The organism is Amycolatopsis roodepoortensis (assembly GCF_024628825.1).
GTDB lineage: Bacteria > Actinomycetota > Actinomycetes > Mycobacteriales > Pseudonocardiaceae > Amycolatopsis > Amycolatopsis roodepoortensis.
The window spans coordinates 4371151-4392377 of the sequence record NZ_CP102415.1 but is presented as its reverse complement, the minus strand read 5'-3'; the positions used below and the strand labels follow the sequence as shown (position 1 = coordinate 4392377).

The following is a 21227-nucleotide window of genomic DNA, read 5'->3' as shown; positions in this document are numbered from 1 at the left end:
TGTACCCGGCGGCCATCCGGGGAGGGGTGGAACTACTCAAATCATCGGTGACCTGACCTTTTCCGGATCCCGGATGCGGTGTGTGCCGTCCAAGTCGCGTTCGGTGATCGGTGCGGCGAGCGCAAGCCGCTAGGAGGGGAAGGTCCGGGATGTGGGACGTGAACGCGTTGTCCGCGGCGGTGCTCAAGACCCTGAAGGCGTACCGGCTGAGCGAAGCCGACGCGCACGACGTCTGTCAGGACGCGTGGCTGGAACTCCTTCGCGCACCCGGCGCGCTACGCGACGAAGCGAAGCTCGCCGCTTGGCTGACGACCACCGCGCGGCGCCGCGCGCTCCGGATGATCACCAGGAACAGGCGCGAAACGCCGCGTCCGCTGCCCGGCGCGGAGCCGACCCCGGAGGCCGAGGTCGTCCGCGCCGAACGCGACCGCGCGCTCTGGGCGGCGGTCGATCGCCTGCCGGACTCGCATCGGCGGATGATGCGGCTCCTCGCGTACCGGCCGGAGCTGTCCTACGCCCAGCTCGCGGGGGAGCTGGGCATCAGTCCGGCCAGCGTCGGCAGGCTCCGACGGCGGTGTCTGGACCGGCTCAGACGGGCACTCGAGAAAAGCGGCTGGGCGTGAACATCGGACGAGTCACCGGAGTTTGCGCAATCGGGTGACCGCTTCGTCGATGACCTCGTTGCGTTTGCAGAACGCGAAACGCAGGAGGTGTTTCCACTCGTCCGGGTGATCGGTGAACACCTTTACGGGCACGGCCGCCACCCCCACCCGTTCGGGGAGTTCCCAGGCCAGTTCCGCGGCGTCGTCGAAACCGAGCGGCCGGACGTCGACGCAGACGAAGTACGTCCCGGCGGTCGGCCGGACCGCGAATCCGGCCTCCGCGAGACCCGCCGCGAGCCGGTCCCGTTTGCCCTGAAGGCTCGTGCGCAGGTCTTCGGCCCACGCCAGTTCGTGGTCCAGTGCGTGGGCGACGGCGGGCTGGAACGGGCCGCCCGAGACGAAGGTGATGAACTGCTTCGCCGCCTTCACCGCCGCGACCAGCTCGGGGCTGGCGCAGACCCAGCCGATCTTCCAGCCGGTGCAGTTGAACGTCTTGCCCGCGCTGGAGATCGAGATGGTCCGGTCGCGCATGCCGGGGAAGGTCGCGAGCGGCAGATGCTCGGCGTCGTCGAAGACCAGGTGCTCGTACACCTCGTCGGTGATCGCGATCAGGTCGTGCTCCACGCAGAGCGTGGCGACGGCTTCCAGTTCGGCGCGCGTGAACACCGTGCCGGTCGGGTTGTGCGGGGAGTTGATCAGGATCGCCCTGGTCCGGCCGGTCACCGCGGCGCGCAGGCCCTCGACGTCCAGCGCGAACCGGCCGTCGCGTTCCACCAGGCCGACGACACGCCGCTCCGCGCCCGCCATGGCGACCGCGGCCGCGTACGAGTCGTAGTACGGCTCGATGACGATCACCTCGTCGCCCGTCTGGGTCAGCGCGATCAGCGACGCCGCGATGGCCTCGGTGGCGCCGGCGGTGACCAGGATCTCCGTGTCCGGGTCGTACTCGACGCCGTAGCGGAGCCGATGCCGCGCGATCGCCGCGCGCAGCTCCGGCCGCCCCGGACCCGGTGGGTACTGGTTCGCGCCCCCGAACAGCGCGTTCTTGGCGGCCTCGAGCATTCCGGCGGGTCCGTCGGTGTCTGGGAAACCCTGGCCGAGGTTGACGGCTTCGTGGCGGACGGCCAGTGCCGTCATCTCCGCGAAGATGGTCGACGTGAAGGGCTGGAGGCGGGGTACGAGGACAGGTTCGCGCACGATCAGCCATCCTCACGGACAATGGCCGTGTGGAGCAACTGACGCCCGCCAAGGTGACCCCAGCCGATCCGCCCGGTGGAACCGCCGCCGAGGAGGAGAAGCGCCGCGGCCTGCGCAAGATGAAGATGGTCGCGCTGTCGTTCCTGCTCGGCGCGACGGTGATCTTCCTGCTGACCAGCTGGGCCGAAGCCGCCGGCTGGCCGGCCTGGGTCGGCTACGTCCGCGCCGCCGCCGAAGCCGGGATGGTCGGCGCGCTCGCCGACTGGTTCGCCGTGACGGCGCTGTTCCGGCATCCGTTGCGGATCAAGATCCCGCACACCGCGATCATCCCGAACAAGAAGGACGCGCTGGGCAGCAGTCTCGGTGACTTCGTCGGCTCGAACTTCCTTTCCGAGACCGTGATCCGCGAGAAACTGAGCCGGGTCGAGGTCTCGAAGCGGCTCGGCGGCTGGCTCTCGCAGCCCGCCAACGCGGAGCGGGTGACGTCGGAGCTGGCCACCGTCGTGCGGGCGGCGGTGAAGGTGCTCCGCGACGAAGACGTCCAGGCGATCATGGAACAGGCCGTGGTCAAGCGGATCGTGGACAAACCGTGGGGTCCGCCGCTGGGCAAGATCCTCGAAGGCGTGTTCGCCGACGGCGCGCACCACAAGCTGGTGGACCTGATGTGCGACCGCGCCTACGAATGGGTGCGCGACAACCACACGACGATGCTGCGCGTGGTCTCGGACCGGGCGCCGAGCTGGTCGCCGAAATTCGTCGACGAGATGCTCGCGGACAAGGTCTACGGCGAGGTGCTGTCGTTCGTCTGGGCGGTGAAGACCGACGTCAACCACCCCATGCGGCTGGCGCTGGACAAGTTCCTCGGCGAGTTCGCCCAGGATCTGCAGACCGACCCCGAGGTGATGGCGCGCGCCGAACAGGTCAAATCCCAGATGCTCGGGCACGACGAGGTGCAGAAGCTGATCGGCTCGGCGTGGGCGACGGCGAAGGAGATGCTCCTCAACGCCGCCGAGGACCCGTCGAGCGAGCTGCGGCGCCGCGTGCGCACCGGCCTGGAGACCCTCGGCGGGCGGCTGGTCTCCGACGACCACATCCGGTCCAAAGTGGACACCTGGGTGGAGGGCGCGGCGGCCTACGTGGTCACGCACTACTCCAAGGAGATCACCACGATCATCACCGACACCGTGGAGCGCTGGGACGCCGAGGAGACCTCGCGCAAGATCGAGCTCCAGGTCGGCCGGGATCTGCAGTTCATCCGGATCAACGGCACGGTGGTCGGCGCGCTCGCCGGGCTGGTCATCTACACGGTCGCGCAGCTGCTCTTCTGAGTGGCCGCGCGTATACCACACTCCGGAGGGCTTACCGGGAGTTGTCCACAGGAAGTGGAGTCATCCCCAGGGTTATCCACAGCTTTTCACGTTTTTGGCCTAACGGTGTGCACAACCCCTGGGGGTAACTCGGGGGTGGGTGACACCAGAAGTTGTGGTCGTTCGGGTGCCTCGGGTTCCCCGGGGTGGGGCGGCGCCGGGGGTTGCGAAAGCCACTTTCGCGACCTCTGATGTCCCGAAAGTGGCTTTCGCGACGTCGCCGTGGGCTCAGGTCGAGATGTCCGCCGTCCGTGCCCGCCAGGCCCGCGCCTTCTCCCGGTTCCCGCAGGCCCGCATCGAGCACCACGTCCTCGACCGGTTCCGCGATTCGTCGTAGAACGCCCAAAGGCAGTCGTCCGCCGGGCAGATCTTGAGCCGGATCCACTCCCCGAGCACGGTCAGCCGCGTCGACGCCGCCATCACCGCCTCGCAGACCGTTTCCGAGACCAGTAGCGGACCTTCCGGGCCGAGGACGATCTCCGCCGGCGCGCGCAGGCCGAGCCGGGGCAGCCGGGGGTCGCCGATCGCGGCCCGCAGCGCGTCCCGGGTTTCGCGCGCGGCCGCGGGGGTATCCGCGCGAAGCCGATGATCCCGGGCCCAGTGTTGCCAGGACTCCAGATCGTCCAGGAGGTCGGTGCCGCGTTCGACGTTCACCGTGTTCAGAAACTCGACCACCAGGGACGCGTCGGTGTTCACCTTCCCCAGTGTACGGGCGGCACCGGTTGTCATCGGCCCTGATAACCCGCATACTCAGTTCACTGGTTACTCGATCATTCTGGAGGCTGAACCATGGGTGCGGTACCGACCTTCGGCGCGGTGGCCCTCGACTGCCCGGACCCGGTCGCGCTGGCGGAGTTCTACCGCGAGCTGCTCGACTGGCAGGCGGCCGAAGTCGCCGAAGACGGCCATTGGGTGACCCTGCGGAACCCGGAGGGCGGCGCGCGGTTCTCGTTCCAGCGCGTGCCCGACTACCGGCCGCCCGCGTGGCCGTCCGCCGAGAACCCGCAGCAGGCCCACGTCGACCTCGACGTCACCGACATGGAGGCCGCTCACGAGCGCGCGCTGAAGATCGGCGCGAAGCTGCTCGACGACTCCCCGGAGACCTTCCGGGTGTACGCGGATCCGGTCGGGCACCCGTTTTGTCTGTGCGCCTGCTGACCTCGGACCCGAAAAATGCGTAATCTCTGATACGTGATTTGTCCGAAGTGCCAGAACGTCATGAAGACCGTCGACAAGAACGGCATCCACATCGACCAGTGCCAGGGGTGCCGCGGCATCTTCCTGGACAGGGGTGAGCTGGAAGCCATCGCCGGTGCCGAGAACTCGTACTACGGCGGAGGGCACCAGCCGCCCCCGCCGTATCAGGGAGGTGGACACGCGCCGGCGCCGCACTACGGACGGCCGGACTCCCCGCGGCCGCATCGCGGCGGCTACGCGGACTCGCCGAAGGGCTACCGAGGCGGTTACGCCGACTCGCCCAAGGGGTACCGCGGCGGCTACGCGGACTCGCCGCACGGTTACGGCCACAAGCGTCGTAAGGGCGGCTTCCTCGAGGGCCTCTTCGACTGACCGTGGTCCTCGATCTCAAGATCTGCCCGGCCTGCGGTGATCGCGCCGAACGGCCACGAGTCGAGAACGGGCTGCTGGTGTGCGCGGTATGCGCGCACCAGTGGCCGTTCCGGCGCCTTCCGCTCTTCGCGCTGACCGGCCCGAGCGGCGCCGGCAAGTCGACGGTCGGGCCGCGGCTCGCGGAACGCCTCGGCGATCTCGCGCTCGTGGTCGAGCAGGACGTGTTGTGGACCGGGGCGCTGCGGGACGACGTCCCCGGCCATCCCGCGTTCCGCTCGACCTGGCTGCGGATGGCGGCGATGCTGCACCAGAACGGGCGGCCGGTCGTGCTCTGCGGCACCGTCGCGCCGCCCGAATTCGAGCGTTTGCCCGAGCGCGTCTTCTTCTCCGACATCCACTACCTGGCGCTCGTCAGCGAGCCCGAAGCGCTGCGCAAGCGTTTGCTCGCGCGGCCGGCCTGGCGCGAGTGGGACGAGGAGCGCGTCGAGGAGATGCTGGAGTTCAACGAGTGGCTGCAGGCGGAAGCGCCCTCGATGGATCCGCCGGTCGAGTTGTTCGACACCACCCACATCCCGGTGGACGACGCCGTCGACCACGTCGAGAAGTGGGTGCGAGGCCTGCTTTCAGGGACGCAGCGGCCAAACGCGGCCATCGGGTGAATCCAGCCAGATCACCTGGTCTTCGCCGTCGAGGCTGAGCCCGAACCGGTCCCGCCCTGGCTCCCCGAGGCCGAGCCAGTCCTCGTGGGCCGCCTCGACGATCTCCCACAGCCGCCGCGGGCCGCCTTCGGCCACCTCGAACTCGCCGCCCCGCTGCCGATGCCGCATCCATGAGCTGTCCGGGTGGACCAACGTGGTGCTCTGGCCCGCTCGCGCGGCCGTCACGCCGGGGAGGTGGAGCCCGGCGAAGAACTCGAAGCGGCTGCGGATTTCGGTGATCACTCCCATCGGCAGCTTGGTCGGCCGCCAGGAGACGTCGCCTTCGAGCGCCTTCGACGGCTTGAAGCGGTGCGCGCGCAGCGGCATGAAGCGACCGTCGCGGGCGAGCACCCGCCCGTGTCCCGTCGCCCCTTCGCCCGCGACGATCCGGACGAGCCCGCCGCCGATCGGCCGGTTCAGCGTGGTGACGATCAGCCCGCCCGGCACCGTCTGCTCCAGCCACGCGGGCGGGATCGACGAAACCGAACAGGTGCACAGGACCCGGTCGTAGAGCACGCCTGCCGGGAAGCCCTCGGCGCCGTCGGCCGCCGCGCACGATGGCGCGTACCCGATCTCCGCGAGACGTTCGCGCGCGGCGTCGACCAGTTCCGGATCGATGTCCACTGTGTACACGAGCCCGGAGCCGAGCCGATGGCACAGCAGGGCGGTGTTGTAACCGGTGCCCGTGCCGATCTCCAGTACGCGATGCCCGTCGGCGACCCGGAGCTCTTCGAGCATGATCGCCATGATCGACGGCTGGCTGGACGAGCTCGTCGGCGTTCCGGGCTGGGCGCCGAGATAACGCGCCCGTTCCCAGAGCCCGGAGTCGTCGTCGAGCTGGACGACCAGCACGTCGGGGGAGTACACGCGCCGGAGCCACTCCTCGTCGCCGCTTTCGACCGCGGCCCAGCCGTTCGCCGCCGGGACGAAGAACCGCGGCAGGAAGACGTGTCTCGGCACGGAGCGGAACGCGGTCATCCAGCGCGCGTCGTGCAGCACGCCCTCGGCGAGCAGATGCTCGACGAGGCGCCGCCGCAGCCGCGTCGCGTTCGACATCCCTCCACGGTAGCGGGGTGAGCACCAACACACCCGATGGTTGCAAGCAGAGTGCTTGCAATTGCTAGCACCCGCGCGTAGCGTTGAAGACGTCGCGAGGAGGTGACCGATGTCAGACATCGACCGGGATCAGCCCGCATCGGGTGGGCCGATGGAGAAGGTCGCGGACATCGCTTCCGACATCGGCGAGTACATCCGCCAGCAGCGCAGCAACGCGAAGATCTCCTTGCGGCAGCTGTCGAAACTCGCCGGCGTGTCCAATCCGTACCTGAGCCAGATCGAGCGCGGGGTCCGCAAGCCCAGCGCGGAGATCCTGCAGCAGATCGCCAAGGGCCTGCGCATCTCGGCCGAGGCGCTCTACGTGCAAGCGGGAATCCTCGATCTGCCCATGGGCGGCCCGGTCGGCGACGCGATCCGTGCCGACACCGAGCTGACCGAACGGCAGAAGCAGGTCCTGCTCGACGTCTACGAATCGTTCCGCCGAGAGAACGCCGCCGCGAAGCCAGAGCCGGTGGCGCCAACCCGAGAACAAGCCGCCGAATCCAAGGAGTCAGCATGACCACCGCCACGAAGAACGACCGCAAGCACACCGCCCTCGACCAGGTCCGCACGCCGCTGCTGGCGGCGCTGGGCGCCGGCAACCTGGCGGGCCAGGCCGTCGTCGACGCCGTGGCCAAGGCCAAGGAGAAGGTCGTCGAGGGCAGCGAGAGCGCCCGCAAGAACATCGAGGAGCTCCCGCACGACGTCGAGGGTCTCCGCGAGAAGCTGGACCCGGCCGAGCTGCGCAAGGTCATCGACGAGTACACCGAAGCCGCGCTGAAGCTGTACAACAAGCTGGCCGAGTCCGGTGAGCAGGCGTGGGACAAGATCGCCGCGCAGCCGCAGGTCAAGAAGGCCATCGAGCAGCTCGAGGACGCGATCAGCACCGCGCAGGACCGCGTCGAGGGTGCGACGACCGACGCCCGCGAGCGCATCGACACCGTGCTCGGCAAGGTCACCAAGGGCACCCGTTCCGTCGGCGAGAAGACCGCCCGCAAGGTGACCGAGGTCGCCGGCGAGATCGCCGACGAGGTCGAGGAGATCGGCGACGACCTCGCGCACGAGACCCGCTCGGCTTCGCGCAAGGTCGCCAACAAGACCGCGCCGAAGACCACGGCCCCCGCGCGCCGCACCACCACCAGCCCGGCCGCCAAGAAGCCGGCCACCGCGCCGAAGACCACCGAGAAGTAAGGTCCGCGTGAACTCCTGGGCCCCCGGCACCGCCTTCGGTGCCGGGGGCCCGGGTCATTCGCCCGGTTTGACGTAAGCTGAGTTCGTGTTCGTTGCCACCTGGATCCTCATCGCCATCCATTGGGGCGGCGCGCTGACGGGGCTGTTCGCTTTCGTGCATGCGCTGTTGCAGCGCGCGGACGCGTATTCGGCCGCCGATCGGAAGACCAAGCCCATCTGGATGCTCATCACCGGCGGATCCACCGTGGTGCTGACCTTCTTCCAGTTCTACGGCGGCGGCATGATCCTGTGGCTGCCCGCGCTGGTCGCGGTCCTGGTCTACCTCGTGGACGTCCGCCCCAAGCTCATCGAGGTGCAACGCGGCGGCCGTAACTGGTGATTAGGGTGGGCCTGTGACCACTTGGACCATCGCCGGAAGCCTCACCGTCGTCCCCGCCCTCTCCCGCACGGACCTCCTCGCCGAGCCCGTCGCCAAGGCGCTCGCCGCCCTGCCCGATCCGGACGCCGTCGGCGTCGTCGAGATCGACGCCGAGCTCGCCGACACCGCCGCCTTCTGCGAGGCGTACGGTTCCCCGCTTTCCGCGTCCGCGAACTGCGTCGTCGTCGCCGGCAAACGCGCCGGTGAGGTCCGCTTCGCCGCCGCGATGATCCTCGCCACCACCCGCGCCGACGTGAACGGCGTGATCAAACGCCGTCTCGACGTCCGCAAGGCCTCCTTCGCCCCGATGGACGAGGCCGTCTCGCTCACCGGAATGGAGTACGGCGGCATCACGCCGGTCGGACTGCCCGCGGAATGGCCGATCCTGATCGACCAGCGCGTCGCCGACCAACCCGAACTGGTCATCGGCAGCGGTATCCGCGGCGGCAAGCTGCTGATCCCGGGCCCGGTCCTCGCGTCCCTGCCGGGTGCCGAGATGATCGACGGGCTCGCGCGCCCCGTCGAGTGAGGCTGTCCACAAAGGACTTCTCGCTGGCTTCGGCCTTCGAGGCCGGGGCACTGGAGATCGATCCCGCGTTGCTGGCGAAGCTCGGGGAGAACCGCGCCCGTGTCCTCGCCGCGCTGGACGAGCGCCCCGTCTACGGCGTGAACACCGGGATGGGGCGGCTCGCGGGGATCGCCGCGCCCGCGTCGAGCGCGCACCAGCGGAACCTGCTGATCGGCCGTGCCGTCGGCGGTCCGCCGTGGCTCTCGGCAGGCGAAGTGCGGTGGCTGCTGCTGGTGCGCCTGCGGGACCTGCTCGCGCCGGAGGCGGGCGCGAGCCCGGAGCTGGTGACGTTCCTCGTCGACCGGCTGAACGAGGGGTTCACCCCCGCCGTGCCGCGGACGGGGCTGGGCAGCGCCGGCGAGATCATCCCGCTGGCGCACGCCTTCCAGACGTTCCTCGGCGTCGGGACCGTGCTGGTGGACGGCGTCGAGACGCCGGCGGCGGAGGTGCTGGCGGAGCCGTACGAGCCGGGACTCAAGGAGGCCGCGACCCTCATCCAGGGCTCGCCGCTGGCGGAGACGCTCGCGGCGTTCGCGCGGACCGAGGTCCAGCAGGTGGCGGACCTCCAGACGCTGGCCGCCGCGATCGCGATCGACGTTCTCGGTGCGCCGCAAGCGGTCTATCGCCCCGCGTCGGCGGGAGACGATCGGGTGCTGGAGTCGGTGCTGTACGAGATCGGCGGCCTGCTCGACGGTGCCACGGAGCGCCACGGAGTCGTCCAGGCGCCGGTCTCGGTGCGGGTCGCGCCGCGGGCGATCGCCCATCTGACGCGGGTGAACGGTGAGCTGGGTGAGGTCCTGCGGCGTTCGGCGCCGACGGACTCGCCCGCCTTCCTCGACGGCGAATTCGTGTCCACGACGGGATTCCACGCCGTCGAACTCGGGCTGCGGATGGACGCGGTGACGGCGGCGCTCGTGCATCTGGGCGAAGTGAGCGTGCAGCGGACGCACCGGTTGCTCGACGAACGGTTCAGCGGCCTGCCCGCGCAGCTCGCGGTGGCACCGGGGCCGCAGGCGGGGCTGATCCCGTTGCACAAACGCGCGGTGGGGGAACTGCACGCCCTGCGGCGGCTGGCCACACCCGCGACCCTGGGCTCCGTCGACACTTCCGGCGGACAGGAGGACGTGCAGGCGTTCGCCTGGGCGGCGGGGAATCAGCTCCGTGACGCATGCGCGCGGATGTTCGCCATCACCGCCTGCGACCTGATCACGGGTTCGCAGGCGCGGTGGCTGGCGGCCGGTGACGGCTCGCCCCGGCTTCGTGCCGCTTACGAGTGGCTGAGTGGGCTGGTGCCGCCTGTCGAAGAGGATCGGTCCTTGGGGCCGGAGGTGGCGGCTTTGGTCGCCGTGCTGCGGGATTCGTACTTCAACGACCTGAAGACATTGGACTAGGTGCGGGCATCCGCGCGGGACTGGATCGCCAGGCCGCGCGGAGTCACCCAACGCGTGACGAGCGCGAAAACGCCTTCGCAGACCAAAGCCAGCACGACGACCGCGATGCCACCCGCCAGGATCTCGCCGTGACCGGGTTCGCCGAGGGCGAAACCGTCCACAATGTACCGCCCGAGCCCGCCGCCGTCGTTGACGATCGCGCCGATCGCGACCGTCGCCACCAGTTGCAGGAACGCGACGCGGGCACCCGCGAGGATGACCGGAGACGCGAGCGGCAACTCCAGGCGCAGCATGATCTGCCACTCGCGGTGGCCGGTGCCGCGCGCGGCGTCGACGGTTTCCTGCTCCAGCTGGATGACGCCCGCGTAGGTGTTCGTGAACAACGGCGGCAGCGCCAAGGCCACCAACGCGAGCATCAACGGCCAGAAGCTCGTGTCCGCTTCGAGGCGGGCGGCCAGGAACCAGAACAGGATCACCAGCCCGAAGCTGGGGATCGCGCGGCCGATGTTCACCGCGCTCGTGGCGAGGAACTGCGCGCGGCGGTAGTGCGCCAGCCACAACGCGGGCGGGATCGTCAGCACGGCGGAGATCGCCAGCGCCAGCAAGGAGAACTGGAGATGCTCGATCGTCCGGTACGGCACGCCCGCCGGATCGGTCCAGCTCCAGCGGTTCGGTTCGCCGAACCACTCGATGGTCTGGTCGATGATGCTCATCGCGACGCCGCCTTCCGCGACCACGGTGCCAGCGCGCGCCCGCCGAGCCACAGCAGCAGATCGACCACCACGGCGAGCACCACCGAAAGCCCGACGCCGACGATGATCGACGTCGGATTCGGCGTCGCGGTCTGGATGCCGTTGCGGATGAAGTACCCCAGGCCGCCCTTGCCGAGCATGGAAGTCACCGTCACGAGCCCGATCGTGGTCACCGCCGCGACCCGCAGGCCCGCGATCACCACCGGCAGCGCGAGCGGGAGTTCGACCTGCCACAGCAGCCGCGCACGCGTGAAACCCATGCCTATCGCGGCTTCGCGGACTTCCTTGGGCACCTGTTCGACGCCGGTGACGATGTTGCGGATGAGGATCAGCAACGTGTACGTGGCCAAGGGAATCACCGCGGTGGTGAAGGACGTCAGCCCGGTGAAGGGCACCAGTACGGCGAAGGCGCCGAGGCTCGGGATGACGTACAACGAACCCGCCGTGCCCAGCGCGATGACGTAGAACCACCTGCGACGCAGCGAAACCACGGAAACACCGATCGACACCACGAGCCCGATGGCGAGCGCCGCCGCGGTCAGCGTGATGTGCTCACCGAGCCGCTCGAAGATCTCGTCGAGGTTGCGGTCCACCCACCGCCACTCGAAGAGCGGCCGTCCGCCTTGGGCGGGAACGGGGAACACGGAGGATGCTCGCACCGGCCGACCTTACCCCGATCGGGCGGCCGGATTCCGTTCTCTGGGAGCGGACGGGGTGCAACTCTCAAAATGTGGATTCTTGTCGTGGCCCGGGGATACGGTTCTTTCCTCTGACGAGTCATAGGAGTGTGTGCACGTGCGCTGGACACGGAATGTTCGAGTGGGCGCGGTGCTCGCCGCCGCCATCCTCGGTATGACCGCCTGTGGGGGCGGCGGAGACGACGCGGCGGCCCCGCCCGCGCCGAGCAAGGGCGGGGCGCCGATCGTGGTGGCGTCCTTCAACTTCACCGACAGCGTGATCCTCGCCGAGCTGTACGCGAACGCGTTGGAGGCCGAGGGTTTCCCGATCACTCGCAAGCTGAACCTCGCTACGCGCGAGCTGATCTACCCGGCGCTGAAATCCGGCGAACTCCAGTTCATCCCGGAATACCAGGGCGCCGCCATCACAACCGGATACGGGAAGGAAGCCGCGAAGGACGCGGCGGCCGAGCACGAGCAGCTCAGGAAGTTGTTCGAGCCCGACGGCATCGCCCTGCTGGAACAGTCGCCGGCGGAGAACAAGAACACCTACATCGTGAAGGCCGACCTCGCCAAGGAGAAGGGCCTCGCGAAGATCAGCGACCTGTCCAAGGTCGACAACGTCATCGTCGCGGGCGGGCCGGAGTGCGCGGAGCGGCTCCCCTGCTTCAAGGGCTTCACGGACGTCTACAAGCTGAAGGCCACCTTCCAGGCCGTGCAGGAGGCGGGCCCGCGCGTGGAGCAGCTGCGGTCCGGCAAGGTCACCGTCATCCCGGTCGACTCGGTGAGCCCGCTCGTCGGCGACCCGCAGTTCGTGGCGCTGGAGGACGACCTCGGCATCGTGCCGACCGAGAACGTCGTGCCCGCGGTGAACAAGAAGGTCCTCGACGAACGCGGCGCCGACTTCGTGGCCGCGGTCAACGCGGTGAGCAAGGCCCTCGACACCGCGCAGCTGCGTGAGCTGAACAAGCGCGTCGACTCGGACGGCGAGAAGCCGGCTGACGTCGCGAAGGAGTGGCTGAAGGAGAAGTCCCTCATCTGAGCCCTCGCGCGATGAAAGGTCCCTTCCTTGTGAAACTCGCGAGGAAGGGACCTTTCATCGCGTCCGGGGCCGCTCTGCGCCGCCGTACTCGCCGAGGGGCCGCCCGTTCCCCCTGCGAGCACCGGTGGAATCGTGGACGCTGTCGTTGCACCACGGGTGAAAGGGAGTGGGATGGGAAAGGTCACGGCCATCGCGGAGCGCACCATCGAGGCGCCGGCGGACAAGGTCAGGGCGCTCGTCGCGGACTACGCCGAAACCCGGCCGAAGCTGCTCACCGAGCACTACCGCGACTACGAGGTCACCGAAGGCGGGGTCGGCGCGGGCACGAAGGCGCGCTGGAAGCTGCAGGCCACGTCGAAGCGCGTGCGTGACGTCGCGGCGACGGTGACCGAGCCGTCCGAAGGCACCATCGTCGAGACCGACGCGAACTCCAGCATGGTCACCACCTGGACCGTCCGCGAGGTGCCGGACGGCAGCGTCGTCCGCATCGAGACGACCTGGGACGGCGCGGGTGGCATCGGCGGCTTCTTCGAGAAGACCTTCGCGCCCGGCGGGCTCAAGCGGATCTACGAGGGAGTCCTCGGCAAACTCGCCGAGGTCGTGTAGTCCTCACCACAACCGGAATGGTCGCCCCGGTTCGCTCGTTGTACTCGGCGTGCATACGGGGCGATCGCCCCGCTTGAGCGACAGACTTGGAGTTACCTCGTGAACGCAACCGAGATCCGGCTCGCCTCCCGTCCGCACGGCGTCCCCACGCTCGAGAACTTCGAGATCGCCGACGTCGAGATCCCGGTGCCGGGCGAAGGGGAGATCCTGGTCCGCAACCAGGTGCTGAGCGTCGACCCGTACATGCGTGGCCGGATGAGCAGCGCGAAGTCCTACGCCGAACCGTACGAGGTCGGCAAGGTCATGCACGGCGGCGCCGTCGGTGAAGTCCTCGAGTCCACCGTGGACGATTTCAAGCCCGGCGACATCGTGTTGCACGGCCTCGGCTGGCGCTCGCACGCCGTCGTCGCCGCGAAGCACGCGGTGAAGGTCGACCCCGAAGCCGCGCCGATCACCGCGTACCTCGGTGTCCTCGGCATGACCGGTCTCACCGCGTACGCCGGACTGCTCGACGTCGCGGAGTTCAAGGAGGGCGACACCGTCTTCGTGTCCGGCGCGGCGGGCGCCGTCGGGTCCGTCGTCGGCCAGCTCGCGAAGCTGAAGGGCGCGAAGCGGGTCATCGGCAGCGCGGGCACCGACGAAAAGGTCAAGTGGCTGACCGACGAACTCGGTTTCGACGCGGCGTTCAACTACAAGGACGCCCCGGTCGTCGAGCAGCTGCGCGCGGCGGCGCCCGAAGGCATCGACGTGTACTTCGACAACGTCGGCGGCGAGCACCTCGAAGCCGCGATCGACTCGATCAACCTGCACGGCCGGATGGCGATCTGCGGGATGATCTCGGTCTACAACAACACCGAACCGGCCGCGGCGCCGCGCAACCTCGCGTCGATCATCGCGAAGCGGTTCACCATGCGCGGCATGCTGGTCGGCGACCACTTCGCGCTGCAGCCGCAGTTCGTCAAGGAGGTCGCGCCGCTGGTCGCCTCCGGTGAGCTCAAGTACTCGGAGACCATTGTGGACGGTATCCGCAACGCGCCGCAGGCCTTCCTGGACCTGCTGGGCGGGGCGAACACCGGCAAGATGCTGGTCCGCGTCTGACCTGGAGCCAAAGGACGCTTTCCCTGCGTCTCATGCGAGGAAAGCGTCCTTCGGCTCAGTACTGCGTCGTGAGCGCGCCTTCCGTCAGCGCGGCGTCCAGCGCCTCCGCCGACATGTCCAGCTTCATCTGGTCGCGGAAGATCTGGCCGGCGGTCGGCAGGCTGGAGCGCTCCGGCCAGGTTTCCGGCTTCCACAGCGAAGACCGCAGGAAAGCCTTGGCGCAGTGCATGTACAGCTCTTCGACCTCGACCATGATCGCCAGCGCGGGGCGCTTGCCCTTGACCACGAGGTCGTCGAAGAACGGCGCGTCCGCGACCAGTTTCGCGCGGCCGTTGATCCGCAGCGTCTCGTTCATCCCCGGGATCACGAACAGCAGCCCGGCGTGCGGGTTCTCGAGGATGTTGGTCTGGCTGTCGAGCAGCTTGTTGCCCGGGCGGTCCGCCAGCACCAGCGTCCGGTCGTCGAGCACCTTCACCGAACCGGCCGGGTCGCCCCGCGGGGAGACGTCACAGGTCCCGTCGGACGACGCCGTCGCCAGCAGGTAGAACGGCGAGTGTTCGATCAGCGTGCGCGCGTGCGGATCGAGGAAGGGGATGATCTTCCCCTTGGTGCGCTCGGCCGGATGGCCGAGGTGCTCACGCAGCGCTTCGCGCGTCTCGATCACTTTGATCTCTGAGGTCCCCATGACCCCAGTCAACCATCAGAAGACGACAGTCCTGTTCCCGTGCACCAGCACGCGCCCTTCGAGGTGCCACCGCAGTCCGCGCGCCAGCGTCACCTTTTCGATGTCGCGGCCCTTGCGGACCATGTCCTCGACGGAGTCGCCGTGGTCGACCCGGATGACGTCCTGGTCGACGATCGGGCCCGCGTCGAGGTCCGCGGTGACGTAGTGGCAGGTCGCGCCGATGAGCTTCACCCCGCGCGCGTGGGCCTGGTGGTACGGCCGCGCGCCGACGAACGACGGCAGGAAGCTGTGGTGGATGTTGAGCGCCCGCCCGGCCCACGCCTCGCACAGTTCCGGCGGCAGGACCTGCATGAACCGGGCGAGGACGACGGCGTGCGGGTCGTGCTCGTCGACGAGCTTCCGCACTTCCGCGAAGGCCGACGCCTTGGCCGCGGCGTCACCGGCGGGGAACGGGACGTGGTGGAACGGGATGCCGTGGGCGCGGGTGATGTCGCCCAGCGACGCGTGGTTGCCGATGACGGCGGCGACGTCGACGTCCAGTTCCCCGGAGGCGACGCGGCCGAGGAGGTCGTAGAGGCAGTGCCCGGCCTTGGAGACGAGGATCACGGCGCGACGCCGCTCACCGGTGTCGCTGACCTGCCAGCTCGACTCGGCCGAAAGGGACTTCGCGACGTCGGCGAAGCGGGTGCGCAGTTCGGCGGCGTCGAACGGCAGCGAGTCGGCGCGGACGACCTGGCGGGTGAAGAACCAGCCGGTGTCGGGGTCCGTGTGGTACGCCGCCTCGACGATCCAGCCGCCGTGTTCGGCGAGGAAACCCGAGATACGGGCGATGATGCCGGTGCGGTCGGGGCAGCCGAAGGAGATCACATAGCGACGTTCAGGGTTCGACACGGACCCCATTGTCGCTGGTCTCGGCCGCCGCGCGGCGCCGGGTCAGTATCCGGACGCGGACCCGCCGCCCGACCTCGATCGCCGCGACCAGCAGCAGGCCGAGCGCGAAGGACAGCAGAAGGCCCTTCTCCGGCTCGTCCGCGAAGGCCGCTCCGCCGACGAGACCGATGAGGACGCTGTACACCGCCCAGATGCTCGCGCCGAGGGCGTCGAGCGGGACGAACTTGCGCGGCGGGTAGCCGAGGCTGCCGTTGGCGAGCCCGCTCGCGACCCGGCCTCCGGGCAGGTAACGGGCGGCGAGGATCAGCAGGACGGCGTTGCGCCGCACCTGGATCTTCGCCCATTCGTAGCGCCGGACCCCGTCCGGGCCGCGCTGCAGGCGGGCGAGCGCTCGCGGACCCGCTGCCGCGCCGACGGTGTAGCCGAGGCAGTCGCCCAGCCAGGCCCCGAGCGCGGCGATCAGCGCGAGCAGCGCCAGCTGGGGGAAGTCCGTGCCGATCAGGACGGCGACGGTGATGACCGTGGTCTCGCTCGGCATGAACGGCAGGAGCGCGTCCAAGCCGGACACGAGGAACACGATCACCCACAGCCAGGGCGATCCGAGCGTGCCCTCGAGCAGCCCGGTGACGTACTCCAGCAGTTCCACGGTTCCATGGTGATCACCGCAGGTCGCTTTGGGGTGACGGAGCGGGGTTCGACCGGTGAATTCCTAGTCCGGGGCCACCGACGACCACGGCACGGTGAGTTCACCGAGCCGCCACCGCGACGGCCGGTTCAGCACCGGCCAGCCCCGCGCGGTGAGCAGGTGGACGGCGTGCGCCCAGCGGGCGCGGACGCCGAAGTTCTGGTGCGGCGCCGCCGTCGCCCAGCAGATGTCCAAAATGGACAGTAGTTCGTGGACCCGTTCGCCGGGAACGTTGCGGTGAATGAGGATCTTGGGCAGTCGTTCGGCCACTGTGGACGGACGTTCCAGGCTGGCGAGATGGACGGACAGGGTCAGGCTGCGTGGCCCGCCGGAGCCGACCGCGACCCACGTGCTGAGCCGCCCGATCTCGTCACAGGTGCCTTCGACGAGCAGTCCGCCCGGCGCCATCGCGTCCAGCATCAGCGACCAGGCGCCCGGGACCTCGGCCTCGTCGTACTGGCGCAGCACGTTGAACGCGCGCACCAGCACCGGCCGCGTCCCGGCGAGTTCGAAGCCGCCGCGCCGGAAGTCCAGCCACGGCCGGTCGACGGCGGTTTGCGCGACGGCGACCCGTTCGGCGTCCAGCTCCAGGCCAAGGACCCGGACGTCGCGCCGGACGGAGCGCAGCCGGCGCGCCATCTCGACCGTGGTCACGGGTGAGGCGCCGTAGCCGAGGTCCACCACGAGCGGTTCGTCCGCGCGATGCAGCAACCCGGTCACGCCAGCGTCGCTCGCGAGCCAGCGGTCGACGCGGCGGAGCCGGTTGGGGTTGGTCGTGCCCCGTGTCGGTGCCCCGACCGGTTTCAGCGCTCGGCCAGCCACTTCGCGACGAATTCGGCCTCGCGTTCCAGCAGCTTGGTGACCTGTTCGGCGATCACGCCTTCCAGCTTCCCGCCGACGAACGGGATCCGCACCTTGACCTCGCCGCTGTTGACCAGCGTCGTCCGCTCGCCTTCGCCGGTCAGCGACGTCTTGGCGGTGATCTCGCCCGGCACGCCCGAGACCGACGCCGTCGCGGTGCCGGTGTAGCCGGATCCGGCGGCCTTCCAGGTCTGCTCCCGCTCGACGATCAGATCGCCCCGGTGCAGCGTCCGCACGGCCGACGGGAGCTTGTCCGAGCTGATGCCCTGGCGCAGCTTGTAGCGCACGCCGTCCCCGGCCGGGACGTACTCCAGCAGCTCCGCGTCGTCGCCACCGATCTGCTCCAGCCTCGCCCGCAGCGCCGCCTCGCCGGCGACCGCGTCGAACGTGGTCGCGAGGTCTGCGGAGAACGTCGATCGGTGCTCGATACGGGAGGCCATGGCGCCAGACAGTACCGTTCACGGGCGTGAGCACTGCCGAAACTCCCACCCTCGCCGACCACACCACGTTGCGCCTCGGCGGTCCGGCACGGCGTTATGCCGAGGCGAAGACCGTGGAGGCCCTGGTCGACGCGGTCCGCGAAGCCGACGACGCCGGTGAGCCCGTGCTGCTGCTCGGCGGCGGCTCGAACCTCGTCGTCGCCGACGACGGCTTCGACGGCACGGTGCTGAAGGTCGGCACCACCGGCTGGACACGTGACGGGGATCTCGTCGAGGTCGCGGCGGGGGAGAACTGGGACGGTTTCGTCGAGGACCTGGTCGCGAAGGGCGTCGGCGGGCTCGAATGCCTGTCCGGGATCCCCGGTTCGGTCGGCGCGACACCGATCCAGAACGTCGGCGCGTACGGCTGCGAGGTGGCCGAGTCGCTGGTCTCGGTCGACCTCTACGACCGCGCCACCCGCGAGATCCGCACGCTGAGCGCCGAGGAGCTCGGCTTCGGCTACCGCACGTCGATCCTGAAGGGGACCGACGCGGGCGTCGTGCTCACCGTGCGTTTCAAGGTCACCGAAGACGGCCTCTCCGCCCCGATCCGCTACGCCGAACTCGCTCGCACGCTCGGTGTCGAGATCGGTGACCGGGTCCCGGCCGCCGAAGCACGCGAAGCCGTCCTCGGGCTGCGTCGCAGCAAGGGCATGGTCCTGGACGCCGACGACCACGACACGTGGAGCGCTGGCTCGTTCTTCACCAACCCGATCATCGGGGAGGCGCGGCTGGCGAAGGTGCTGGCGGGGATCGTGGAGGTGGTCGGCGAGGACGTGCGCGTGCCGCAGTACCCGGCGCCCGGCGGCACGAAGCTGTCCGCCGCGTGGCTGATCGAGCGGGCCGGGTTCGCGAAGGGGCACGAAGGGCCCGGCGGCAGGGTCTCGCTGTCGACGAAGCACACGCTCGCGCTCACGAACCGGGGCAAAGCCTCGACAGAGGACCTTCTCGCTCTGGCGCGCGAAGTGCGCGACGGCGTCGAAGCTCGCTTCGGCGTTTCGCTGCACCCGGAACCCCTTTTGATCAACTGCTCGCTCTAGCCCTCGCCCGCATTCAGCGGACGAAATGCGGGAGGGTGAACAACCCCGTGCCGGTCTTGCGCGTCTATCCCCGTGAGGGGCGCGGGTGACTTCCGTCGCCGCGGGTAACGTCGGAGAGGTTCCCAGCGCTGAGCGGGTAGGGGCTCGCGGGGAGACGGGGATCTTCATGGGAGGTACACGTGATCGAACGGCGCACGGTGTTCAAGGCCGCGCTCGCCGCGGGGGCGGCCGCGCTGGCCGCTGCCTGCTCCAGCGGAGAAGGCGGTAACGCCAAGCCCGAAGGCAGCGGCGGGGAGCAGAACGCCGCCCCGGTCGCCAAGATCACCGCCGAACCCGCCGCCGACGCCAAGGACGCCTCCGTGGTGACGCCGGTCGTCGTGAAGGTCGCCGACGGCAAGCTCACCGAGGTCAAGGTCACCGGGGACGGCGGCAAGGACGTCAAGGGCGAGCTTTCCCCCGACGGGCTCACCTGGACCAGCACCGAGGTCCTCGGCTACGGCAAGACGTACACGTACGCCGCGAAGGCCACCGGCAGCGATAACAAGCCCGCCGAGTTCAAGGGTTCGTTCAGCACGGTCAAACCCGCCAAGGAGGTTCGCGCCACGCTGAACCCGACCGACGACGCCGAGGTCGGTGTCGCGATGCCGATCAGCGTGAAGTTCGCGTCCCCGGTCAAGGACAAGGCGGCCGCCGAGAAGGCGCTCACGGTGAAGACCGACAAGGACGTCGAGGGTTCCTGGGGCTGGCTGTCGGACACGCAGGTCGACTGGCGGCCCAAGGAGTACTGGCCCGCGAACATCAAGGTCAACGTCGAGGCGAAGCTCTACGGCGTCGCGCTCGGCGGCGGCGCGTACGGCAAGGCCGACGTGACCACCGAGTTCAAGATCGGCCGCAACCAGGTGGTCAAGATCAACACTCCGGACCACGTGATGAAGGTCTACCGGGGCGGCGCGGAATCGGCGAGCTACCCGTGCTCGAACGGCCTCGACTCCGACGTTCAGCGCAACACCCCGAACGGCACGTTCATCGTGATGACGAAGGAGCCGACGGCGCGGTTCGACAACGCGCGCTACGGCTACACCAACGTCAACAAGAAGTGGGCCTGCCGGATCTCGAACAACGGCGAGTACATCCACGAGAACCAGGACAACGCGGCGAACATCGGCAAGGCCAACACCTCGCACGGCTGCGTGAACCTGCTCGACTCGGACGCGAAGAAGTACTTCGACTCGGCCATGATCGGCGACCCGGTCGAGATCACCGGTTCGAAACTGGGCAGCCCGACCAAATCGGACGTCAAGGACTGGTTCTACGACTGGAAGTCCTGGAAGGCCCTTTCCGCGATCAAGTAGCCAAGTGACATCAAGTAGCCAAGTGACAAGGGCGCCGGTGGCCGTTCGGTACAGGTGGTCGTGAGTGGCGTTTCGGGTTCTAACCCGAATCGCCACTCACGACCAACCCGGCCGACCTCATAAAGTGCGGGCATGAAGACCGAGGTAGTCGGCTACGGCGGGACCCGCATCGGCTTGTGGGTCGAGGGCGCCGAGAACACCCGTCCGATCGTGTTCGTGCACGGCTGGGCCCAGTCCGCCAAGGCCTGGGCACCGCAGCTGGCGGATCCCGCGCTCAGCGAACGATTCCGCCTGGTGGCGATGGATCTGCGCGGTCACGGCGACTCCGAGGTGCCCTCCGCCGGATACGACGATCCGCGCGTCTGGGCCGAAGACCTCGCCTCGGTCCTCGACTTCGCCGGCGAGGACGCGATCGTCGTCGGCTGGTCCTACGGCGGCCTGGTGATCACCGACTACCTCCGCGTGCACGGCTCGTCGAGGCTCGGTGGCATCGTTTTTGTGGGCGCCATCACAGAAATCGGCAAGAACCGGCCCGGCGGCAAGGTCGGGCCCGCCATGCGTGAGGCCATCCCGGCGGTGCTTTCGGACGATCCGGCGGTCGCGATTCCCGCGTTGGTGCAGTTCAGCGAGCGGATGACGGCAGCTCCGGTGTCCGGCACGCTCGCCCAATCGTTGCTCGGCGCCTGTCTCTCGACCCCGCCCGCGGTGCGCACCGCGCTGTTCCGGCGCGACATCGGGAGCGAGGACGTACTTCGCGATCTGGACAAACCGACACTTATCGTCCATGGTCTCGCGGACGCTGTGATCGATCCGACGTCCGCGGAATACGCGGCGGGGAAGATTCAGGGGGCTGTCGTGCGTTGGCTACCTGAGGTGGGGCATCTGCCGTTCGCCGAAGCGGCGGACGAGTTCGGTGATCTACTGCGCCGGTTCGCCGATCAGTAGGACTTCGGGAGTGTTGAC

General features: G+C 69.1%; 25 protein-coding genes and 1 pseudogene. 16 read left to right on the top strand and 10 right to left on the bottom strand.

Annotated features, from left to right (window positions below; translation table 11 throughout):
• The first annotated feature begins 149 nt into the window (after positions 1 to 149).
• The gene (locus NQK81_RS20650) at positions 150 to 623 is read left to right on the top strand and encodes a sigma-70 family RNA polymerase sigma factor (RefSeq protein ID WP_257489402.1); all 474 of its coding nucleotides are present in this window, start codon (positions 150 to 152) and stop codon (positions 621 to 623) included.
• 12 nt (positions 624 to 635) lie between these two features.
• Here NQK81_RS20650 and NQK81_RS20645 read toward each other — a convergent pair whose 3' ends face one another.
• Positions 636 to 1799 carry a pyridoxal phosphate-dependent aminotransferase gene (locus NQK81_RS20645; protein WP_257489401.1) on the bottom strand — a complete coding sequence of 388 codons (1164 nt, stop codon included), beginning with the start codon at positions 1797 to 1799 and terminating at the stop codon, positions 636 to 638.
• A 29-nt stretch (positions 1800 to 1828) separates the two neighbouring features.
• On the opposite strand from NQK81_RS20645, the gene NQK81_RS20640 reads away from it, so the two are divergent.
• Positions 1829 to 3127, top strand: a complete 1299-nt coding sequence (locus NQK81_RS20640) for a DUF445 domain-containing protein (RefSeq protein WP_257489400.1) — start codon at positions 1829 to 1831, stop codon at positions 3125 to 3127.
• Positions 3128 to 3394: 267 nt separating this feature from the next.
• On the opposite strand, the gene NQK81_RS20635 is transcribed toward NQK81_RS20640, so the two are convergent.
• Positions 3395 to 3862 (bottom strand): CGNR zinc finger domain-containing protein, encoded by a 468-nt coding sequence (locus NQK81_RS20635; protein WP_371878878.1) that lies wholly within the window; start codon positions 3860 to 3862, stop codon positions 3395 to 3397.
• Between the two features lie 93 nt (positions 3863 to 3955).
• Between NQK81_RS20635 and NQK81_RS20630 the strand changes: the two genes are divergently transcribed.
• The 3 genes from NQK81_RS20630 to NQK81_RS20620 are packed head-to-tail and all read left to right on the top strand — an operon-like array spanning position 3956 to position 5394.
• A complete protein-coding gene (locus NQK81_RS20630) occupies positions 3956 to 4324 on the top strand; it encodes a VOC family protein (RefSeq protein ID WP_126733186.1) in 369 nt (122 codons plus the stop codon).
• Positions 4325 to 4384: 60 nt separating this feature from the next.
• A complete protein-coding gene (locus NQK81_RS20625) occupies positions 4385 to 4735 on the top strand; it encodes a zf-TFIIB domain-containing protein (RefSeq protein ID WP_255632272.1) in 351 nt (116 codons plus the stop codon).
• Between the two features lie 2 nt (positions 4736 to 4737).
• Positions 4738 to 5394, top strand: coding sequence for an AAA family ATPase (locus NQK81_RS20620; RefSeq protein ID WP_257489398.1), 657 nt, complete (start codon positions 4738 to 4740; stop codon positions 5392 to 5394).
• On the opposite strand, the gene NQK81_RS20615 is transcribed toward NQK81_RS20620, so the two are convergent.
• Entirely contained in the window at positions 5359 to 6489 is a 1131-nt protein-coding gene (locus NQK81_RS20615; RefSeq protein ID WP_257489397.1) for a methyltransferase domain-containing protein, read from the bottom strand. The two genes, NQK81_RS20620 and NQK81_RS20615, sit on opposite strands and share 36 nt — an antisense overlap.
• A gap of 151 nt (positions 6490 to 6640) precedes the next feature.
• On the opposite strand from NQK81_RS20615, the gene NQK81_RS20610 reads away from it, so the two are divergent.
• The 5 genes and pseudogenes from NQK81_RS20610 to NQK81_RS20590 form a co-directional block, all read left to right on the top strand.
• Entirely contained in the window at positions 6641 to 7048 is a 408-nt protein-coding gene (locus NQK81_RS20610) for a helix-turn-helix domain-containing protein (RefSeq protein WP_126733366.1), read from the top strand.
• Positions 7045 to 7719 carry a hypothetical protein gene (locus NQK81_RS20605; protein ID WP_126733190.1) on the top strand — a complete coding sequence of 225 codons (675 nt, stop codon included), beginning with the start codon at positions 7045 to 7047 and terminating at the stop codon, positions 7717 to 7719. The genes NQK81_RS20610 and NQK81_RS20605 overlap by 4 nt, the downstream gene beginning before the upstream one ends.
• Before the next feature lie 85 nt (positions 7720 to 7804).
• Entirely contained in the window at positions 7805 to 8098 is a 294-nt protein-coding gene (locus tag NQK81_RS20600) for a DUF2516 family protein (RefSeq protein WP_034310520.1), read from the top strand.
• Between the two features lie 13 nt (positions 8099 to 8111).
• Positions 8112 to 8666: a YbaK/EbsC family protein gene (locus tag NQK81_RS20595; protein WP_257489395.1), complete on the top strand. Its 555-nt coding sequence runs from the start codon at positions 8112 to 8114 to the stop codon at positions 8664 to 8666.
• Positions 8663 to 10090 (top strand): annotated as a pseudogene (locus tag NQK81_RS20590) (aromatic amino acid lyase); the annotation flags it as partial. The gene NQK81_RS20595 and the pseudogene NQK81_RS20590, both read left to right, overlap by 4 nt.
• A 2-nt stretch (positions 10091 to 10092) precedes the next feature.
• On the opposite strand, the gene NQK81_RS20585 reads toward NQK81_RS20590, so the two are convergent.
• On the bottom strand, positions 10093 to 10809 hold the full coding sequence (locus NQK81_RS20585) for an ABC transporter permease (protein ID WP_257489393.1): 717 nt from the start codon (positions 10807 to 10809) through the stop codon (positions 10093 to 10095).
• The gene (locus tag NQK81_RS20580; RefSeq protein WP_185927127.1) at positions 10806 to 11492 is read right to left on the bottom strand and encodes an ABC transporter permease; all 687 of its coding nucleotides are present in this window, start codon (positions 11490 to 11492) and stop codon (positions 10806 to 10808) included. The genes NQK81_RS20585 and NQK81_RS20580 overlap by 4 nt, the downstream gene beginning before the upstream one ends.
• A 175-nt stretch (positions 11493 to 11667) precedes the next feature.
• Between NQK81_RS20580 and NQK81_RS20575 the strand changes: the two genes are divergently transcribed.
• The 3 genes from NQK81_RS20575 (at position 11668) to NQK81_RS20565 (ending at position 14271) form a co-directional block, all read left to right on the top strand.
• Complete coding sequence (locus NQK81_RS20575; protein ID WP_371878911.1) at positions 11668 to 12567, top strand: ABC transporter substrate-binding protein; 900 nt, start codon at positions 11668 to 11670, stop codon at positions 12565 to 12567.
• A 171-nt stretch (positions 12568 to 12738) separates the two neighbouring features.
• Positions 12739 to 13173, top strand: a complete 435-nt coding sequence (locus tag NQK81_RS20570) for an SRPBCC family protein (RefSeq protein WP_126733196.1) — start codon at positions 12739 to 12741, stop codon at positions 13171 to 13173.
• Positions 13174 to 13272: 99 nt separating this feature from the next.
• Positions 13273 to 14271: an NADP-dependent oxidoreductase gene (locus tag NQK81_RS20565; RefSeq protein WP_257489391.1), complete on the top strand. Its 999-nt coding sequence runs from the start codon at positions 13273 to 13275 to the stop codon at positions 14269 to 14271.
• A gap of 55 nt (positions 14272 to 14326) precedes the next feature.
• Here NQK81_RS20565 and NQK81_RS20560 read toward each other — a convergent pair whose 3' ends face one another.
• The 5 genes from NQK81_RS20560 to NQK81_RS20540 all read right to left on the bottom strand — a co-directional run bounded on the left by NQK81_RS20560 (position 14327) and on the right by NQK81_RS20540 (position 17833).
• Positions 14327 to 14956, bottom strand: coding sequence for a pyridoxamine 5'-phosphate oxidase family protein (locus NQK81_RS20560; protein ID WP_192747690.1), 630 nt, complete (start codon positions 14954 to 14956; stop codon positions 14327 to 14329).
• A 15-nt stretch (positions 14957 to 14971) separates the two neighbouring features.
• Positions 14972 to 15856 carry a formyltetrahydrofolate deformylase gene (gene purU, locus NQK81_RS20555; RefSeq protein WP_192747691.1) on the bottom strand — a complete coding sequence of 295 codons (885 nt, stop codon included), beginning with the start codon at positions 15854 to 15856 and terminating at the stop codon, positions 14972 to 14974.
• Positions 15834 to 16493, bottom strand: coding sequence for a DedA family protein (locus NQK81_RS20550; protein WP_257489390.1), 660 nt, complete (start codon positions 16491 to 16493; stop codon positions 15834 to 15836). Before NQK81_RS20550 ends, purU begins: the two co-directional genes overlap by 23 nt.
• A gap of 63 nt (positions 16494 to 16556) precedes the next feature.
• Complete coding sequence (locus NQK81_RS20545; RefSeq protein WP_257489389.1) at positions 16557 to 17354, bottom strand: class I SAM-dependent methyltransferase; 798 nt, start codon at positions 17352 to 17354, stop codon at positions 16557 to 16559.
• On the bottom strand, positions 17336 to 17833 hold the full coding sequence (locus NQK81_RS20540; protein WP_257489388.1) for a DUF2505 domain-containing protein: 498 nt from the start codon (positions 17831 to 17833) through the stop codon (positions 17336 to 17338). Before NQK81_RS20540 ends, NQK81_RS20545 begins: the two co-directional genes overlap by 19 nt.
• A 26-nt stretch (positions 17834 to 17859) precedes the next feature.
• Between NQK81_RS20540 and NQK81_RS20535 the strand changes: the two genes are divergently transcribed.
• The 3 genes from NQK81_RS20535 to NQK81_RS20525 all read left to right on the top strand — a co-directional run bounded on the left by NQK81_RS20535 (position 17860) and on the right by NQK81_RS20525 (position 21209).
• Complete coding sequence (locus tag NQK81_RS20535; protein ID WP_257489387.1) at positions 17860 to 18912, top strand: UDP-N-acetylmuramate dehydrogenase; 1053 nt, start codon at positions 17860 to 17862, stop codon at positions 18910 to 18912.
• Between the two features lie 179 nt (positions 18913 to 19091).
• Positions 19092 to 20264, top strand: a complete 1173-nt coding sequence (locus NQK81_RS20530) for a L,D-transpeptidase (protein ID WP_257489386.1) — start codon at positions 19092 to 19094, stop codon at positions 20262 to 20264.
• Positions 20265 to 20396: 132 nt separating this feature from the next.
• Positions 20397 to 21209 carry an alpha/beta fold hydrolase gene (locus NQK81_RS20525; protein WP_257489385.1) on the top strand — a complete coding sequence of 271 codons (813 nt, stop codon included), beginning with the start codon at positions 20397 to 20399 and terminating at the stop codon, positions 21207 to 21209.
• Positions 21210 to 21227: the final 18 nt, after the last annotated feature.